Origin of the sequence: Rosistilla carotiformis (assembly GCF_007753095.1) — a bacterium.
Lineage (GTDB): Bacteria > Planctomycetota > Planctomycetia > Pirellulales > Pirellulaceae > Rosistilla > Rosistilla carotiformis.
Genome location: NZ_CP036348.1, coordinates 4,693,896 through 4,712,354 on the forward strand (window position 1 = coordinate 4,693,896; position 18,459 = coordinate 4,712,354).

The 18,459-nt window shown below is 54.9% G+C and carries 14 protein-coding genes; 5 read left to right on the plus strand and 9 right to left on the minus strand.

All coding sequences use genetic code 11. The annotated features are described in order from the left end of the window. Window positions 1-614: 614 nt before the first annotated feature. The 5 genes from Poly24_RS16970 to Poly24_RS27125 all read left to right on the plus strand — a co-directional run bounded on the left by Poly24_RS16970 (window position 615) and on the right by Poly24_RS27125 (window position 7,124). Window positions 615-1,700 (plus strand): hypothetical protein, encoded by a 1,086-nt coding sequence (locus tag Poly24_RS16970; RefSeq protein ID WP_145097974.1) that lies wholly within the window; start codon window positions 615-617, stop codon window positions 1,698-1,700. A 383-nt stretch (window positions 1,701-2,083) separates the two neighbouring features. Continuing rightward, window positions 2,084-3,169 carry a hypothetical protein gene (locus Poly24_RS16975; protein ID WP_231753189.1) on the plus strand — a complete coding sequence of 362 codons (1,086 nt, stop codon included), beginning with the start codon at window positions 2,084-2,086 and terminating at the stop codon, window positions 3,167-3,169. 214 nt (window positions 3,170-3,383) lie between these two features. Further along, window positions 3,384-3,689 carry a WYL domain-containing protein gene (locus Poly24_RS16980; protein WP_231753190.1) on the plus strand — a complete coding sequence of 102 codons (306 nt, stop codon included), beginning with the start codon at window positions 3,384-3,386 and terminating at the stop codon, window positions 3,687-3,689. Window positions 3,690-3,723: 34 nt separating this feature from the next. After that, window positions 3,724-6,624, plus strand: a complete 2,901-nt coding sequence (locus Poly24_RS16985; RefSeq protein ID WP_231753191.1) for a TrlF family AAA-like ATPase — start codon at window positions 3,724-3,726, stop codon at window positions 6,622-6,624. A 362-nt stretch (window positions 6,625-6,986) separates the two neighbouring features. Then, window positions 6,987-7,124: a hypothetical protein gene (locus Poly24_RS27125; RefSeq protein WP_197451977.1), complete on the plus strand. Its 138-nt coding sequence runs from the start codon at window positions 6,987-6,989 to the stop codon at window positions 7,122-7,124. Here the strand turns inward: Poly24_RS27125 and Poly24_RS16990 are convergent. From Poly24_RS16990 to Poly24_RS17030, 9 genes are all read right to left on the minus strand, one after another. Then, window positions 7,121-8,425 (minus strand): PQQ-like beta-propeller repeat protein, encoded by a 1,305-nt coding sequence (locus Poly24_RS16990; protein ID WP_197451978.1) that lies wholly within the window; start codon window positions 8,423-8,425, stop codon window positions 7,121-7,123. The two genes, Poly24_RS27125 and Poly24_RS16990, sit on opposite strands and share 4 nt — an antisense overlap. 112 nt (window positions 8,426-8,537) lie before the next feature. After that, window positions 8,538-9,257, minus strand: coding sequence for a response regulator transcription factor (locus Poly24_RS16995; RefSeq protein ID WP_197451979.1), 720 nt, complete (start codon window positions 9,255-9,257; stop codon window positions 8,538-8,540). Between the two features lie 491 nt (window positions 9,258-9,748). Continuing rightward, window positions 9,749-10,588 (minus strand): hypothetical protein, encoded by an 840-nt coding sequence (locus tag Poly24_RS17000; RefSeq protein WP_145097980.1) that lies wholly within the window; start codon window positions 10,586-10,588, stop codon window positions 9,749-9,751. A gap of 107 nt (window positions 10,589-10,695) precedes the next feature. After that, entirely contained in the window at window positions 10,696-11,502 is an 807-nt protein-coding gene (locus tag Poly24_RS17005; protein ID WP_231753192.1) for an ABC transporter ATP-binding protein, read from the minus strand. Beyond that, window positions 11,495-13,042: an ABC transporter permease gene (locus tag Poly24_RS17010; RefSeq protein WP_145097984.1), complete on the minus strand. Its 1,548-nt coding sequence runs from the start codon at window positions 13,040-13,042 to the stop codon at window positions 11,495-11,497. Before Poly24_RS17010 ends, Poly24_RS17005 begins: the two co-directional genes overlap by 8 nt. A 105-nt stretch (window positions 13,043-13,147) precedes the next feature. Further along, window positions 13,148-14,491 carry an acetyl-CoA carboxylase biotin carboxylase subunit gene (gene accC / locus Poly24_RS17015; protein WP_145097987.1) on the minus strand — a complete coding sequence of 448 codons (1,344 nt, stop codon included), beginning with the start codon at window positions 14,489-14,491 and terminating at the stop codon, window positions 13,148-13,150. A 153-nt stretch (window positions 14,492-14,644) separates the two neighbouring features. Next, complete coding sequence (gene accB, locus Poly24_RS17020) at window positions 14,645-15,106, minus strand: acetyl-CoA carboxylase biotin carboxyl carrier protein (RefSeq protein ID WP_145097990.1); 462 nt, start codon at window positions 15,104-15,106, stop codon at window positions 14,645-14,647. Window positions 15,107-15,282: 176 nt separating this feature from the next. Beyond that, window positions 15,283-16,368 carry a M24 family metallopeptidase gene (locus Poly24_RS17025; protein WP_145097994.1) on the minus strand — a complete coding sequence of 362 codons (1,086 nt, stop codon included), beginning with the start codon at window positions 16,366-16,368 and terminating at the stop codon, window positions 15,283-15,285. Between the two features lie 229 nt (window positions 16,369-16,597). Beyond that, window positions 16,598-18,082, minus strand: coding sequence for an exopolysaccharide biosynthesis polyprenyl glycosylphosphotransferase (locus Poly24_RS17030; protein ID WP_145097998.1), 1,485 nt, complete (start codon window positions 18,080-18,082; stop codon window positions 16,598-16,600). Between the last annotated feature and the right edge of the window lie 377 nt (window positions 18,083-18,459).

The following is an 18,459-nucleotide window of genomic DNA, read 5'->3' on the forward strand; positions in this document are numbered from 1 at the left end:
CAGCACATCATGAACCATGTCCGATTATCGCCCTCACTTCTTTCCTCCCGGAGAGGGCTCTCAATTACTGCAAACCATCCGTTCAACTAATCAGGGGGACTTAAAAACACTGGTTGGATCCGCACTATATTTTTAAGAACTCGGTTTTCTGTCCAGCCCTAAAGCGTTTGGTGCCCGCTTCGCAAGATAATCTCTCCGCGTGGGACGCCGATATGATTCGGATTGACGCCACAGGATCCCGCTGGTCAGCGGGCAATGAAAAACAGCGAGTCAGCTCGCATTCGTCCAACGCAGCGAACTCAGTCATTGGCCAACCGAAGCAGGGTAGCAGCCGGGGCTCAAATGTCCGCAACGCTGGCGACATCAGCCTGGCAGGAACCGCTAACGCGGCTACTCGCACGCATCCGTGCAGGTGGACCAGGCAGAATGCGCGCGATAAAATTTCGCAACCCGAATGGCGTGGCTGACAGCATGGCAAGCCAGCATGATGACACCCCAGACTGAGCAGACCGAACGTTGATCTTCCAATCTGGATGTCGACACATCCTCAAGGATCGACTTATTCCGTCTAGCCGGGGGAGTGTCCACGAACGTCACGTATTCGAGGAGTTGATGTGGGATTTTTCAATCAGATCGAGTTTGTTCCCAATCAAATCAAAAGCCATCCGCGTATCGATGAGAAGCCGGTCGGCGGTATTGCGGCCTTTGGATCACACATCGGTGCAGCACTTAAGTTGATGTTGAAGGAACAGGAAATCATCTTTTTTTGCTTGCTCCAATGGGCTTCGATCGGTGCCGCCTATCTGCTTTGGATTCAAATATTTGCCTGGATTCCAGAGGAAGTATGGCAGAGCGCCAAAGAATCGGACGAAGGCTCCATTGCCGATGTCGTGTTTTTGATCTGGTCGTTTGTCTGTGTTGGTCTTGCTGCGTTTCCCGTTGGCATTTTTACGGGCTGCATGGGAGCTGCTCATTTCTTGCATCGGCAAGGACGGGAATCAACTGTCGCCTCGTGCATACGATTGGTGCTGCCGCAAAGTTGGTCCCTGTGGATGTTCCACTGGTTGGATGGCTGGATAACCGTTCGTCAGATCCTTCGGCGCCTGCCTTCGAAGGATGATCGGAGAACACAGGCACAACGGGCAATGCAAGAAAGCCTGTATTATGCATGGAAGCTTGGTGTCTCCGGGATACTTCCGAGCATCGTGACGGGGAACAATCTGTTGCAGTCCGGCAAGAACTCGGTCGTCTTCGTCAAGCAAAACTTTTGGGAAGTTGCCAAGCTCCGCGCAGGGTATTCGGCCGTTTGCTGGATTGTTGGAATCGGGACTTACGTAGGCACAATATGGATGTTCGCGTTTTTCGATGTGATTCCAAAAAACGAGCCGATCGAAAGTCATATGTTTGAGGCTTACTTTTGGATCGCAGGCCCACTCTTAATCGCCATTGGTGTGGTGATGCTTTTCCTTAGACCTGTGTTTGTGCTGGCACTGTGCGACCTTTATTCGGAGCATCTCGATAGGCGAGGTAAATCCGTCGCATTGCCCGAAAATCCACCGAAATCGATAAGCGCTTTGGTCGCGTTTGGTTGCCTGTGTCTGCTGGTTGCCGTGGCCTTCTTGCTTCGCGATGAACTGGGGATTACGGACATGTTGTCGACACCGTATGGCGAGGAGTATGGAGCCGACAAGGGAAACTGATTCATTGCGCAACCGTTGCGCGACACCTGGCCTAGTCAGAGCATTAGAAATCTACTTCCAGCCGCACTCTTCAGAATGAAGTTCCCAATCATCCACTCCTAAGCCAGTGGTCCCACCTGTTTCCGCGACATGCCCGATTCAGCAAGCCATCTCGGCGGTCCTCGTTCTTCAAATGTTGAGTTGCTTCGATCTTGCTTTCGATATCCCTAGGATTCCATACTCGACGTAAGGTCACCGAAAGGGGACATCCATTAAAAAGGCCGAAAGGGGACATCCACTAAATGATTGCCTTTGCAGAGGCACTTACCTAGAATTCCCTAGCAAGCTAATAAAGAAGCAATTGCAACGACATTTGACTTGGCTTGTATCGGGAGGGCTTTGCGATGGCTCGGCAAGCGCGGCGTGAGGTGATCGATCCGGAGCAGGTGCAGATCGTGCACTGTATCGAGCGATGTGTCCGTCGCGCTTTCTTGTGTGGCGAGGATCCCTATACCGGACGATCGTTTCAGCACCGCCGTGGTTGGATCCGAGAACGACTCGAATTTCTGGCCTCCTGCTTTGCAATCGATTGCCTGACGTTTTCGATTATGAGCAATCACCTGCACTTGGTGCTTCGCAGCCGTCCCGATGTCGTCGCTGCCTGGTCCGACGAGGAGGTCGCGCGGCGGTGGCTTCGCTTATTTCCCATCCGCCACAGCCGCAATGATGACGGGACGCTCGCCGAACCGTCCGGCGCAGAGATTGCGACGATCGTCAACAACGAACAAGTTCTTGCTCAGCGCCGTCGTCGGCTGTCGGATATTAGTTGGTGGATGCGGTGCACGGCGGAGAACATCGCCCGACGCAGCAACGCCGAAGATGACGTGAGTGGACACTTTTGGGAAGGTCGTTTTAAAGCCCAAGTAATTCTCGATGAGGCGAGTTTGATGGCCTGCGCAGCCTATGTCGATTTGAATCCAATTCGAGCTACGATCGCCCAGACGCTCGAATCGAGTGAATACACCGGAGCCAAAGAGCGAATCGACGATATCACTTGCGCTTCGGAGCAAAACCGCCAGCACGTTCATGATTGGGAGCGGAGCCGAATACCGCACAACAGCGGATGGATGAGTCCAGTGGAGATCAACGAGCGAGACGATCCGATCGGCGCAGACATCGATTCGAGCCATCGACGGTCGAGCTGCAAAGGATTCTTATCAATATCCTTGTCCAAGTACCTTGCACTGTTAGATTGGACCGGGCGTCAGTTGCGAGACGACAAACGAGGTTCGATCCCCGCCGAACTCGCCCCCATTTTGACTCGCATCGGACTCGACGCCCCCGCGTGGTGCGATTTGGTCAAGCGATTCGGGCGTCTGTTCAAACGAGCTGCTGGTACATCGCAGAGTCTCTGCCAAGAAGCCGCTCGGCGCAGGCAAGCATGGATGCAAGCTCCCCAAAACCCATTAGTTGGTCCAGCCCCTCCGTAAAGCTCCTCCACCGTCCCTCAAACTCAGCTGAACTGCGGCCGCTTTCAAACTGAACCACCGACTATTGCTCCTAGCAATAGCTTTGGAGCGGACATAGCACACTCAACACGCATTGAGTCCGCGTCGCAGCGTCTCCCCTCCACTAAAGATTCCCCATCCACCCTCACACAAAATATCAGCTCCCAGCACCGCATTGCGTGAGCAAACCGAAAGTTTGGCTGTCCCCAAAATCGCCCTCCGGATTCGCTTTCGAGGCAGCGGGGCACGCAACTCAGCCGAGCGAAAAATCAACGTAATGCAAACGGAGCCACCTGATCCGGGCGGCAGTCTCGACGCGAGCGTCACGCTCACCAGCACGAAGAAAATCAAAGGCGATATCCTCAGCTTCGGCACCGCCGCCGATGTCATCGCCCCCGAATCGCTCCGAACCAAAGTCGCTCAAGAACTTCAACAAGGCACCACCCACTACACGACCGACTCACCGTCTTCAAACAAAAAGGCCGGGAGTACGAAGCAATGAACGAACCCTCAAAAGTCACCCGCTATTGCCTCGAGTGCAAAGCAAAGATTACTGCAGCCCGCAAACTAAAGAGGAAGAAGGCCATGATGAGCTCTCCCGTCCCATTTGGGCCCGCGTCGATTTCGTTCGCGCACAGCCCGATAACACCGACAGTGACGATGTCAGCCTATCCAGGCGTGGTGCGAGCGCGAGCGACACGATACGGATGGTACTTTACGGCCTTATGCTACGACGTCGCGAGCAGACATGGAACTATCGTCTCCTCGAAGAGGATTTTCGACGCCTCATGTTCGACGTGGAGGACGTGTGGATGAGCGATTCAAAAGGCGTATTTGACCAAGGTACGACATGGGTGCGTGCGAACTTTCACATGCACACGAAAGCGGACAAGGAATTCAAGTACAACGGCGACGAGTCGCAGTTTGTGTCCAACTATGTTGACGCCATGAAGACTGCGGAAATTCGTGTCGGCGTCATTACCAACCACAACAAATTCGACCGGGACGAATACAAGGCGCTGGCGAAAGCAGCTAAGAAGCAGAAAATCCTCTTGCTCCCCGGCGTCGAATTGTCGGTCAAGGATGGTGCGAACGGAATCCACACGCTTATTGTGTTTTCGCCAGACTGGATCACGAATCAAGAGACTAAGAATTACATTCAAAACTTTCTCGATGTAACGTTTGCTGGTATCGCCAACTTCGAGAACGAGAATGGTCGCTCCAACCATGACTTGAATGACACAATCCGAGAACTGGACAAGTTCCAGAGGGATTACTTCATTGTTTTTGCACACGTCGAAGCCGGTAGTGGCCTCTGGAAAGAGTTGGCAGGAGGCCGTCTGGGAGAGCTTGGGAAACACCCACCGTTCCGTAAACGATGCCTCGGGTTTCAGAAAGTTCGTACTCGGGATGACCGCACCAAAGTTCAGGGGCATCTCGGCGACTTCTATCCTGCCGAAGTTGAAGGGTGTGACTGCAAGAGCATCGAAGAAATCGGCAAAGGTAAACAGTGCGACCTGAAACTCGGCGCATTCACCTTTGATGCGGTCAAATTTGCACTGCTCGACTACAAACATCGTGTTTCAACAGAGCCGCCCGTCTCAAAGCACTCTCGACTTGATTGGGTTGAATTTCATGGCAGCCGGCTGGATGGGATTCACATTGATCTTTCGCCCGAATTGAACACGCTCATCGGAATTCGAGGCAGTGGTAAGTCATCGATCATTGAGTGTGTTCGATACGCTCTGGGGATTGAGTTACCTGAGAACGCTGACAAGGACGGGTACAAGGAAGGTGCAATTCGGCACGCACTCGGAAGCGGTGGCAAGATTACTTTGGGAGTCACCGACCGCCATGGAAAGAAGTACGAAATTCGGCGAATACTAGGACAGAAGCCCGATGTGTATATCGAAGGCGACGTGCAACCGGGAATCAGCATCCAAGAGACAATACTCCACAAGCCGATCTACTTCGGCCAGAAGGATTTGTCCAGCAAAGACCCTGGCTTTGAAAAGGACTTGGTTGAAAAGCTGGTAGGCCAAGCACTTGAGGGCGTTCGGCGATCAATCGTTGAACGCCAATCGCAAGTCAGAGAAACCGTGGGAAAGCTGAAGAAGCTTTCTAATGCGGCGGATCGAGAGCAAGAAGTTCTTGCCAAAAAGCAAGACGCCCAACACCGCCTCAAAGTGTTTAATGATCACGGGGTCGAAGAGAAGCTGAAAAAGCAGGTCGCTTTCAATTCTGATTCACATTTCATTGGGAAGGTCACGACTCTCGTTGAACGTTACCTGCAATCTCTGAACGAGATGGTCGAAGAGTTTGAACCTGAGTTTGCAGAACATTCCAGCTACGAATCCGAACATAACGCTGAGTTTTTTGCAAACTTCATGAAAACGTTTGGCCAGATTCAGGAGGGATTTGAAACGGTCAAGTCACACATCGAAGCTGCCACTGCGACTTTGGGTGAACTGGATCGTCTGGCAACAGAGTTTGAAAAGTCGAAGGATGAGTTGAAGGAAGAGTTCGCCGAAGAATCTCGAAAGCTTTTGGAGGAGTTGAAAGACAAGGGGGCATCATCCGTCGAGCCTGACGACATTCTTAAATTGAAGAAGATCATCGACGAGACCGAAGACGAACTGAAGCAAGTCAAGAAAGAGAAAGATGAAAAGTCCGCAATCGATAATGTCTTGTTGCAGCACCTCGTCACCCTAACTGACGAGTATCACAACGAGTTCAAGCTCATCGAGCAAAGGCTTCAAGCGATCAACAAGGAGGAGACCGGCCTGCAAATCGAAATCGGCTACCGGGGCGATAAAGCAGGATTTCTGAACTATTTGGTTGACACGTTCAAGGGCAGTAAAATACGAAAAGATAAGCTGCAACTCATTGCTGACAAGTTTGTCGACGGGGCGGCAGTGTATCGGGATATGGAAGCTGCACGAACAACTCTTGGGAATTCAGCCGCCACCTTTGAACAGTGGTTCGAAGAGAATCTTCAATCACTTCTGACTTGGCAAGTGCCAAATAGCTACACGATCAAGTATCACGGCAAAAAGCTAAAGAGTCATTCTCTGGGCCAGCGAGCTTCAGCGCTAATTCTCTTTGTCCTCAGTCAACGAGATAGCGATGTCGTGATTATCGATCAGCCCGAAGATGATTTGGACAACCAGACGATTTACGATGATGTCATCAAGCTGATTCGGAGATTGAAACCAGAGACGCAGTTCGTCTTCGCAACTCACAATCCGAACATTCCAGTTCTGGGCGACTCGGAACAGATTGCTTCATGCACCTGTGAAGAGGACATTCAAGTCGCACTGGGAAGTATAGATTGCCCGAACCAGCAACAGGCTATCGTGACGATCATGGAAGGAGGCCGCGAAGCCTTTAAGCGCCGGAGAGATATTTACGAGATGTGGAGCGAACGGACTTCCTGATGGCCAAGGCCAAAGACCATTGAAAAGGTGACCAAAGGAGGCAGCAAGGGGACATCCATAAAATGCTTGGCCCCGCATCGCAGTGCCAGCAGCAAAAACGCAGAGATGCTAAGGAAAGGCAATTAGGGACGGGCATAATTCGCGGGGAGGCAGGCCCCAGCATCCCCGTCCAGCAGGTGGTGGAAAAACTTGCTATCGCCGCCACCTGACGAATGGGCGGAATGATTTTTTCGTTTCGATCACTCCTATTCCGGATCCACCGGACGACGATGATCCACTGGACACAAGCACGGTCGATCTTCCAGGCGGTTCGGACCATCCATGATGGTGCTTGACCAGCATTTTCGAGAACGTGGGCAAGTTTGAATGCCCACGAATGTCCATCCACAGGGCGGTTGCTTGGACTGGATCACGAACAGTTGACGTTCCATCGCGCCAACCGCGACCAAACGCTCACCGACGGGCAGCCGGGGCAAGTGATCCCAGGTCTGCTGGCTTAAGAGCCAGCCGAGGTCGCTGCAGGCTTGGCGGGCAGGCGTGCACAGACGATCTTGCCTGCGGCGTTGCGGCCATAGATGTGGCCGCCAACCAGTACCGGAACCGTCCAACATCGCCCTTCGAGAAAGGGGGAGCTTGCCAGCTGGCGGTACTCCTTGGGGTTGGCTTCTGCCAAAACCAGCCTTCCGTCGTCGGCAAGGATGACCAGCTTGCCATCGGCGATCATCAGCGATCCACATCCAAAGCCACGCTCGCGCCAAGCGACTTCGCCGGTTTCCAAATTCATGCAGACCAAATGGACCACGCGTCCTAGGTTTGAATTGCCGTCGATACCGTAGAGGTAGCCGTCGTAGAGGATGCAGTTGTTGAAGTGGTTTCGCATCGACCGGTTTTCGTAGATCAAATCGAGGCCATCCTCTTGCAGCTGGAACAGCCCACATCCGACCTGGTATCCGGTCGAGATGAAGATCTTGTCGCCAGCCAAGATTGGCGTCGTTGAATTGGTACCAAACGGGGACTTCCACGGAAACGAAGCGATCTCCGATCCGTCGGTCGCAGCGGTGATCCGGACCGCATCGCAGTCGAGCGTCGCCAACAAGCCCGAACGCTCACCGGCGAAGCGGGCAACCGAGCCATAACCTGCGCGATGCGGTTCGCTCTGCCAGTTCTTCTCACCGGTCAGTTTGTGGTAGGAGACGACGCGGCCGGCTTCGAAAACAACGGCATCGTCGACGACGCGTGCCGAGCTATTAAATCCCCATTCGGGCATCGGGATCTCGAGGTCGACTTGCAAATCCTTCTGCCAAACGATCTCTCCATCGGCGGCGCGAAAACAGAACAACTGGCCCTGTTTGCCGAGCGTATAGACGCGATCACCATCGATCGTCGGCGTGCTGCCGGGGCCACCTTCATAGAGGTTGTCGACCAATTCGCAAGCGTACCGATGCGTCCAAATCGTTTTGCCGGTCGCGGCATCCAAACAATAGACAAACTCTTCGCCGTCGATGTGCCCCATCGAAAACAGCCGACCGTCAGCGATGGAGATCGAACTGAAACCGATTCCGAGTTGACCAGTCCAGACAATTTGCAAGCCATCGTCGGGCCAATCGGCAGACCAATTCGATTCTGTCGAGATGCCATCATGCCGGGGGCCCATCCACGAGGGCCAAAACGCTTCGGTCAATGAAACCGTCGTAGGCGTGTTGTTGCCGTCGCGTGCGGATTGAATCTCTGGGTCGTTGGCGCTGCATGCAGGAATTGCAGTCAGCAGACACAGGCTGTATCGGGCAAAGCATCGGAACATGAGGGTCTCATCCTGCAAGCGAGATCGGCGGGGCGGTTGGAACCGCAATTGTAGACCGATCGCCAGCGGACGTCTGCGATAGGATAAGGGGGCCCCCACGATTCGGTTGAGATCAGTTCGATGCTGTCGACGGCGAATCCTCTCGCGTCTGATGAATCTCTTGCCCCATTCGAATCCTCGCTTCGACCACCATCCGAACCAACACCGCCACCGAATCGGTATTCATCTTTTCATAGATCCGCTTTCGTCGGTTTTCGATCGTTCGAATGCTAACGTCCAATCGCTTCGCGACCACCTTGTTGGTCACGCCTTCGATGATTTGCTCCAACACATCCATTTCGGTGGAAGAGAGGGTTGCCAGCCGACTGCAGACGTCGCGTGCCTTCGCGTCCTGTTGGCGATGCATCCTGTCGCACCGCAGCGCGGTTTGGATCGCTTCGATCAATTCATGATCACGATACGGTTTTTCGATTAGCGTCACCGAATGGTTTTGCATTGCGCGAACCGCCAGCGACGCGTCCTCTCCCGAAGCCGTGATGATCAACGGTAGCGCGACCGGCGCCCGCGACAACCGTGACTGCAATTCAATCCCCGTCACGCCTAACGGCGTCCGAATATCGGTGATCAAACAGCCCGGGGCCCCTTCGTAAGATTTCAAGAAGTCTTCACCCGAGCGGAAGGACCGCAACGCCAACCCCATCGCGTCGGCCAACCGCTTCACCGCCAAGGCCGCGTTCTCGTCTGAATCAACCAAATAAACCGTCGGTGTGTCGATCCTCAGGATGGGAACCGTCGATGGCGTATGCCTCGCGTCGTCCATATAGTCATTCACAACAACCACCCGATGCCCTTCGATAGACTCGATAGATAAGGCGCCCGCGCGGGTCATCCGCACTCAAAAGATTGGACACGCTATCACTACGTAAAAACGCAACCAACGGACGCTGACCGTCCCTAGAAAAGCCTCATCGGTGCCAGCCCACCCATTAACCCCCGCATAATGAGGGCTATCTGGAACCACCGAATATTAAATCGGAAGTCGTTGCGAAAAGCAAATTTTTTAAAAAAAAGATGAGACCCTGCCAGCAAGCCGCTAGGGAACCCCCAAACGAATGTTGGTCGGTTAAACCCGTATCCGCACTAAACGGCGGCGGTTAACCAAAAAAGATGCCGACGCAACAAAAATGTTTCGAAAATGCTGTCAGCAGGACAAGGAAGGCTTTCAAGGACGGGCGTCTGGAAAGGCCGCCCACGCCCCCCTTGGTGTGCGCAATCCAGGCGTCGCCACGGGACGATGCACCACCTTTCTTAACCGGGGCGTTGTTAGTTCGTGACGGTTGCGATCGATGGCGTTTCGGAAAGCCGAAGGACCACCGCAACGACCTCCTGCAATTCGTCGACCCGCTGTCCCATGAGCATCTTTTCCCCCATCCCGCAAGGAATCGCCGTGGGGGAGATCAGGACCGCTTGCCCCAATTCCAGCGGGATCTCGATCGCAAGATGATCCAACGCTTGGACGTCGCGCCGCGACTCTAGTCGGAGCGCCTGTTCGTTACTGATCCAGGCCTGCTTCATGTTCCCCGATTTGATTTCCGGTACCAATCGCAGAATCACTTCGCCGTTGTCTCCACGCCGCGTTTCCAACGAAAATTGAAACAGCGGATCGATCAAGCATCGACCGGTCAGGCAATCTCCTTGTTTGACCAGCACGGAAACCTCCCCTCGCATCTGCGATCGGACAGGCAATTCATACCGTGTCGAGGGGCGGCAATACACGCGGCGACCACCATGCGCAACCTCCGACAATAGATTGGCCTGTTCAAGGAACTGAAGCGACTCTTGTTCCGGAGCGGCATTAAGTTCTTCGGCAACCAGATCGGGTAAACGACCTGAGATGCGACCGACGCGCAATCCGTTGGCAGCCAGTTGTTGACGTAGCTTGTCGGGCAGCACCTGTTCGTCGACGTCGTTCCACAACCGCCAATCGACCTGTTCGTCGCGAATCGGCAGAGGAATGAAACCGATATCGATCACCGACGACGATGGCGAAGGACGGGGCGTTGTCAGCCCGGACCCCGCTTCGTGGGAATCTTTCCACTGTGCGCAGCCCGACAGCAAGCCGAGCCATAGGAACGCTAACAGTGGGTAGGAGGCGCGAGACATTCTGAAGCTTTATTGGCAGTCGATGAACGATAAGACGCCGCGTTGCCAGATCGACTGCGGATCCGATCGCGTCGCGCATTGACGCAGACGCTGGCAGAAGTTTGGGTTCAACGAATCACGCAAAAGGCATCGTCCTCATCGACCACCAATCCGTTTTCCAACCGCACCAAACGATCGGCCTGACGAGCGATCGCATCATCGTGCGTGATCATCACGATGGTGAGGTCGTTTTCGTCGTTCAATTTGCGCAACAGATCCAAGATTCCATGGCCGGTACTGCTGTCCAAATTGCCCGTCGGTTCATCGGCCAACAACAACGTTGGATTGTTCATCAAGGCCCGCGCGATCGCGGCGCGTTGCATTTCCCCACCGCTCATTTCGCTGGGACGATGGTGCGTGCGGTGCGAAAGGCCGACCATTTCCAACAACTGTTCGGCTCGTTGTTTGGCTGTCTTCTTGATGCTCAAAAAGGAAAACAACCGCCGAGAGATCATCGTCGGCACCATCACGTTTTCGAGCGCCGTCAGTTCTGGCAACAGATGGTAGAACTGGAAGATCATCCCAATTTGATGGTTGCGATAATAGTCGCGTTGTCGGGCGGGGGCGTTGTCGATGCGTGCCCCCTCAAAGCAAACCTCGCCGGTGTCGGGTTGATCCAGCGTCGCCATCAAGTGCATCAGCGTGCTCTTACCGCTGCCGCTGCGACCGACCAGCGATGTCATGCTGCCGGGCTGGATATCAAAATCGACGCCCCGCAAAACAGGCACCTCGATCCGATTCTTGTGGTAGCTTTTCACCAATCCGCGGACCGCCAAAATCGGTTCTTGGGCCGGCGCATTGATTGCCGACGATTCGGAGGAATCCAACGACGACAACACGGGTTCGATCACTCGGTTCATGGTTTGGTTACTCATAACGAAGCGCCATTACGGGATGCATTCGCGCCGCTCGCAATGCAGGAAGAACACTCGCCATCACAGCGATCGCTACCGCGCCAATCATCACCCAAACCACCGTGGTGGGATAGATAATCGTTGGGATGGAATTGAAGTAGTAGACGGTTGGATCAAAGACTTCCTGTCCCGTGATCTTTTCGATCAGGCCGGCGATGTCGTTGATGTAGTGAACAAAGGCAAGCCCGCCCAAAAGACCGACTCCCGATCCAGCGATTCCCAACAGCAGTCCATAGCTGAGGAAGATGCTCATCACGCCGGCGTTCGACGCGCCCAACGCTTTCAGGATTCCAATGTCGCGTGTCTTTTCAACAACGATCATGAAGAACGTCGCCAAAATACCAAATCCGGCAACCGCGATGATCAGGAACAGCAGTACGTTCAGGATCGTCGTCTCCAAACGAACCGCGGCCAGCAGTGGGCCTTGCATGTCGCGCCAAGTTTGGATGTTGTAAGCGTAAATGTCTGGCGGGAATTCACGACGCAGTGCATCGCGAACTTCGGCCAGATCGGTTCCTTCGGCCAGCTTCAATTGGATCGTCGTGATGCTGCGAACGCCGGTCGACGGATCGACCATCCCACGGAACTCTTGCAGACGGTCCAACGGCACAAAAGCAAACGTCGAATCGTATTCGCTCATCCCACTCTCGTAGAGATCGACCACGGTGAAGTGTTGGTTGAGTGCCTTGGTGTCGTCGCCAGCGTTGGGGAAAATCACGCGAACGTCGTCGCCCGGTCGGCAATAGAAGTAATCGCCCACTTCGCCATCGGGATCGCGGTAACGGGTGCTGCAGGTGGTGATGCCCAGAATGATGCCGCAGTGCTGTTCGTCCTGCGGATCAAATTCGCGGCTCCTGGTCTCTTCGGCAACTTGCGAAAAAAGTCCATCGGATCCAAAGGAATCGATGTTCGGACCCGCCGATGCCCCGGTTGCGTTACCGGCCGCTTTCCGCGCCGCTTCCGCTTCGCGAATCTCGTTTTGGTAAGCCTTTTGGTACGCCGCCCAAGCACGTCGATAGACCCATCCCGATTCGGGAAAGTCCTTTCGGTCGCTGCCGTAACCGTTGTCGTAGAGTTCGAACGACGCGGTTTCGCGGTTGTCGGGATGCAGCAGGCAGCGGCCAAAATCGCTGACGTCGCCATAGGTCTTCGGGTCGACCCCGATCAAGTTGATTTGCTTGGTGATCAGTTGGCCGTTGTGTTCGATTCCCAGCATCGCCGGAACGTGAACACTGCAGGTCGCCCCCACCAATTTATCGCCGGTGACTTGGCGGATGCGTTCGAGATGCTTTTCTTGATCGGGCATGCCGCCGCTGCTGTGGCAATCGATCACCACATCGGACAGCAATTCGTTCATCCGTTTGTGCATCTCCGCAGAGAAGCCAGCCATCACGCTGTTGACGACGATCAGCGTTGCCACCCCAAGGGTGACGCTGATGATCGATGCCAAGGCGATATAACGAGTTCGCAGATAGCGAAAGCAAAGGACCCAGCGGTACATTCGTCGTCCCAAGGTTGACTGAGGGAAACGCTGGCGACCATCTTGGTCCAGCGGCGGCGGAGTATAGACTTGGCCGCGCTGTGGCGTAAACCTCAACCTGGACGATCAGGTACTGAATTCCCTCCCGATAAAGGTCGTGTCGTGGCGACCTTCGATGAATTCAGGGTGCTCCAAAATCTTGCGGTGCAACGAAGCCGTGGTGGCGATTCCGCCCACTTCCAATTCGTACAACGCACGCAACATGCACGCGATCGCTTCTTGCCGCGTCGGGCGATGAACGATCAATTTACCGATCATCGAATCGTAATACGGCGGAACGGTGTAGCCCGCGTAGACGTGGGAATCGAAGCGAACGCCGAGCCCTCCGGGGGCGAAAAACGATTCGATCTTGCCCGGGTTGGGCATGAAGTTTTTATCGGGGTTCTCGGCATTGATGCGACATTCGATCGCGGCCCCTTGGCTGACGATATCCGCCTGCGTGAAGGGCAACGGTTGTCCGGCAGCAACACAAATCTGTTGCTTGATCAGATCGATTCCCGTGACCATCTCCGTCACCGGGTGCTCGACTTGAATGCGAGCATTGACTTCGATGAAGTAGAAGTCGTCGTTTTTATCGACGATAAATTCGACGGTTCCCGCGTTGTAGTAGTTGGCGTTTTGGATCAACCGAACCGCCGCGTCGCAAATCTCCTTGCGACGTTTTTCAGGCAACAGGGGTGACGGCGCCTCTTCGATCAATTTTTGATGGCGGCGTTGCACCGAACAATCGCGTTCGTGCAGATGCACCACGTTGCCTTGTTGATCGGCAATGATTTGCACTTCGATATGACGCGGCTGCTCGATAAACTTTTCCAGATAAACGCCCCCGTTGCCAAACGCGGCTTCGGCTTCTTGCCGTGCCTGTTGCAGCGCCGTTTCCAGCACGTCGGGTGTCTCGGCGACACGCATCCCTTTGCCACCGCCACCCGCGGTCGCTTTGATCAACACCGGGTAACCAATCGTTTTGGCGACCGCGAGGGCCTCTTCGGTGTCGGTCAACAAACCGTCGCTGCCCGGGACAACAGGGACTCCAGCGGACTGCGCCAGAGCGCGGGCGGTGTTCTTATCGCCCAGCATCTCCATCGATTCGGGCATCGGACCGATGAAATCGATGTTGCAGCTGCGGCAGACTTCGTTGAAGTCGGCGTTTTCGGCGAGGAAACCGTAGCCGGGGTGAATCGCTTCGGCGCCGCTAACTTCCGCCGCGCTGATCACTTGATCGATCCGCAAGTAGCTTTCCGAACTGCGTGCCGGCCCGATGCAATAGGCGGCGTCGGCCAATCGAACGTGCGCCGATTCGCGATCCGCTTCGCTGTACACAGCGACCGATTCAATACCCATCTCGCGGCAGGCACGGATAATTCGCAGTGCAATTTCACCACGGTTTGCAATAAGGATCCGGTTATACATCCGATTCAAATTTTCCAAAGTCAGGGCGATTGATCGCGCAGCCCAGGGAAGGCCTTTGCGCACGACAAGTCGCCGGCAGGTGAAAGCAAATGAGGGCTGACGCGCCCGACGCGGAGCGTGTCGGCGACGGCAGAACTTCGACCCAACGACGTGCTACGCCGAGGTGTCGATTTTAAACAGTGGTTTGCCGAAATCGACAGCTTCGCCATCTTTGGCCAAGACCGCGACGACTTTGCCCGAAATTTCGGCAGGGATTTCGTTGAAAACCTTCATCGCTTCGACGATGCAGATGGTCGTGTCGGCGTTGACCGAATCGCCCACTTTCACAAACGGAGCGGCTTCGGGGTTTGCTCGAGCATAAAACGTGCCGACCATCGGTGCCTTGATGATCGCAATGTTTGCCCCATCGGTGGCCGGTGCTGCGGCGGCAGCGGCCGGTGCTGCAGGTGCCGCGGCGGGAGCCATCATCATCGGTGCGGGAGCCGCAGCGAAACCACCACGGCAAAGTTTGATTTCTTTCTGGTCCTGCTTCAAATCGACTTCGGCAAGATTATGTTCTTCCATCAGCTCGACGAGCTTGCGGATCTGTTCGATATCAAAAACGTCGCCTGACATGTTCACTCCGACAATGGGTTCTACAACGAATTCTTATATAAGCGTTTTCGCAGCGATTGGCATCGCAGTTCGTTGCGTTTTTTGACTTTTGGCCTGTATGAAGACGAGACAGCCGACATCCTGATTTCTGGAATGCCGCTGATTGGGTTCACGCGGATTTCACACCGGGTCACTTTTTACAGGATAACGGTGCAATCATCGAGACCCTTTGGCAAACTCGATAAGACTTCGTGGCCATTTTCGGTCACCAAGACGTCATCTTCGATCCGCACCCCCACTTTGCCAGGAAAATAGATCCCCGGTTCGACGGTCACGACCATGCCAGGCTGCAATCTCCCCTCGGAAATCGCCGAAAGCCGCGGAGATTCATGCACTTGCAAACCAATCCCATGCCCCAAACTGTGGCTGAAATAGTCGCCAAAGCCGGCTGCGGCGATCACGTTGCGTGCCGCAGCGTCGACGGTTTTCAATTCCACCCCCGGACCGATCGCCTCGATCGCCGCCAGCTGTGCGTCTAAAACAACCGGATAAATCTCGGCCATTTCTGGCGATGGCCCGCCAATGGCCATCATCCGTGTCAAATCGCTCGTGTAACCGCCGAACCGAGCCCCCCAATCAAGTAGGATCGCAGGGTCTTCGCCGACGCGTCGCTGGCCAGGGTGGGCGTGCGGGAGCGCCGCGTTGGGACCGATCGCTGCGATCGTGGCAAACCCGCAACCTTGGCCACCGAAGTAACGGATCCAGTGTTCGACCTCGTGGGCGATCTCCAGTTCGGTCTGCCCCAATCGCAAGGTCGATCCAATGGCGTTGAAAGTCCGTTCGGCAATCCGTACCGCTTCGCGGATCGTCGCGATCTCGTCGGGTTCCTTGATTTGCCGCAACTGCGGGACAAGCCCGTTGGTCGCGATCAAGTTCTTGTTGGATAGCGCGTCGCGGAAACCTTCCACCGCGGCCCAGCTGATGTCGTTTGCATCCAAACCGATCGTTTCGGCGGCGAAGTCGTCGATTGCTTGAGCGACCAATTGCGTCATCGTTCGATCGGGGCCACGCACAAACGCTTCGAACCCACTGCATTCGTCCGCAATTTGTGTTTCGTAGCGACGGTCGCTGAGGATCGCCGACCGATCGGCGGAGACCAATAGATAGCTGCTGTCGCCGGTGAACCCCGAAAGATAGCGGACATCGGTTTCGCCCGTCACCAACAAGCAATCGACGGCTTGGTCGGCCAACAAATTGCGCAGTTTTTCAATACGTGTCGACATCGATCCGAATCGCTCCGCTGGCATCTAAAGTCCTATGCTTGGGAAAAAGCCACCGCGGCGTGGCAAGACTGCCAATTTTCCCGCACGGCAAGCGCATCGTAGCGTCTCCCCCGCGACGACTCCAGTTGCCTGCCAGCTTTACCTCGCGAAATCACGAACTCCAACCGCAACCTTCATCACACGGCACGTCCGAAAGCACCGCCTCAAGGCGACTCGAAGTCGCGTCGAATCAGTAAGCCCCTTCGCAGAATGCGACGGTCTTGATCGTTCGCAACAGGATGTAGCAATCCAGCCACACCGACCATGAACTGACATAGCGGCGATCGAGTTCGATGCGTCGTTCGTACGTCGTGTTGTTGCGACCGTTGACTTGCCACAGGCCGGTCAGACCTGGCTGAACGGCGATGTAAAGCGGGTAGGCTTCCGCATATTTTTCGACTTCGGCCGATACGATCGGACGCGGCCCGACGAGACTCATTTCGTCCATCAAGACGTTGATCAATTGAGGCAATTCATCGAGACTCGTCTTCCGCAAAATCGCTCCGACGCGCGTGACACGCGGATCTTTTTTCAGCTTGTGGTCGAGCTCCCATTCACGTCGCAACTGCGGATTCTCGTCCAAATGCTGTTGCAAAACTTGGTCGGCATTTTGAACCATCGTGCGAAACTTCCAGACCTGGATTTCGCGTCCGTACCGCCCCACACGGCGGTGCCGGTAGAAGATCGGTCCCGGGGCAGTCAATTTGATCGCAAGACCGATCGCCACCATCACCGGAATCAAGACGGGGGTCGCCGCGATAACCGCGACCAAATCGAGGCAGCGTTTCAGCAGCAAATTCCCTGGCTGCAACAGCCCGTTTTCGGTGTGCGACAATGGAAACAGACCGGGACAACGCTCTTGGCTGTAGCCGCCCGAAGAAAATTCCAAACGCTCGATCAGCGGAATGTGCAGCCCCAGCTGCCCCATCGCCTTCTCGGAAAAATCATTCTGGTCGTCGGAAACCAGCAAACTCGGTGCGCCGACAGAGCGACAGATGTCGTGCAATTCAGCGGTCGGCCCCAGGTACTCCAAACCTCCGCTGTCGTGATCGTAGCTTTCCCAGTAGGGATCCGAACAGCGAACGTAGCCAAGCACTCGGTAGCCAAGCTTTGCCAAATTCCAGGGGCTTTGGCCGTTGAAGTATTCGGTTGCCGATTCGCCCACGACCACACATCGCATCCCCCACCACGTGGTTCGTGCGAGTTGTCGGCGAGCCACCCAGCGTGCGGCGGGCAAAGCCACGACACTGCCTGCCCAAAGCATTGCCAACATCGTCACGCTATGAGAATCGAACGTTGAAAATCCTAGAACTCCAATCGCCAACAAACATGTCGCAATCGAAGAAGCACACGTGTACCGCTTCAATTCGATCGCAGGATTCAGCCCGATCGCCGGATACAGTTGATAGGAAGCCAACAAAAGCACCCAACATAAACTGCCCGACATCACCGTGCCCAACGAAGCGTTTTCAAACGCGACGGGCAATCCAACCAGCGCTTCCAAGATCGTGATCAGAGAGACAACAACGGCAGCATCCACCGCAACCAACGGCAGCGAGGTTGCGAGCCTTTGCACCAGCAATCGTTTCCCTAAATAGATTGCAACCTCGGGTTCCAACCGCAATTCTGGAGTCCGTTCGACGGTCGCCGCATGTGACAGAAGCAAGGTAGTCATGGCAAAATTCGAAGGTTTACAAAGTGGTTCAAGATTGAAAATCAGAGGGCTCCCAGACGCCGCCCGCCCTGAGAATCGCTGACAAGAAATCGCGTCCTGGCACGCCGTTGGCGGGCACAAACATCCGAATTTGCTAACTTCCGCCAACACAAGCCAACGTTGCCGAGTCTGTTTGCCCGAATTCTCAAGTCAAATCCAGAACGCAATGAACCGACGAGATAGTTCATCCAAGCGGTTCAAGGTCCTAAAACCGTTACAACCCGAATCGCCTCTCTGACCAAAAGTAGGGGGAGCAAACGGCCCCATCCTCACCATCGGCACAACCCACCAACACCTCGCTTTGCTACAACTGCACACGCTCGGCGTATCAAAAACCC

Bases quoted from the DNA above. Each gene is read 5' to 3' on its own strand.
- Poly24_RS16975 (WP_231753189.1), top strand. From the start codon at position 2,084: ATGGCTCGGCAAGCGCGGCGTGAGGTGATCGATCCGGAGCAGGTGCAG.
- Poly24_RS16990 (WP_197451978.1), bottom strand. From the start codon at position 8,425: ATGTTCCGATGCTTTGCCCGATACAGCCTGTGTCTGCTGACTGCAATT.
- Poly24_RS17000 (WP_145097980.1), bottom strand. From the start codon at position 10,588: ATGTCTCGCGCCTCCTACCCACTGTTAGCGTTCCTATGGCTCGGCTTG.
- Poly24_RS17005 (WP_231753192.1), bottom strand. From the start codon at position 11,502: ATGAGTAACCAAACCATGAACCGAGTGATCGAACCCGTGTTGTCGTCG.
- Poly24_RS17010 (WP_145097984.1), bottom strand. From the start codon at position 13,042: ATGTACCGCTGGGTCCTTTGCTTTCGCTATCTGCGAACTCGTTATATC.
- accC (WP_145097987.1), bottom strand. From the start codon at position 14,491: ATGTATAACCGGATCCTTATTGCAAACCGTGGTGAAATTGCACTGCGA.
- accB (WP_145097990.1), bottom strand. From the start codon at position 15,106: ATGTCAGGCGACGTTTTTGATATCGAACAGATCCGCAAGCTCGTCGAG.
- Poly24_RS17025 (WP_145097994.1), bottom strand. From the start codon at position 16,368: ATGTCGACACGTATTGAAAAACTGCGCAATTTGTTGGCCGACCAAGCC.
- Poly24_RS17030 (WP_145097998.1), bottom strand. From the start codon at position 18,082: ATGACTACCTTGCTTCTGTCACATGCGGCGACCGTCGAACGGACTCCA.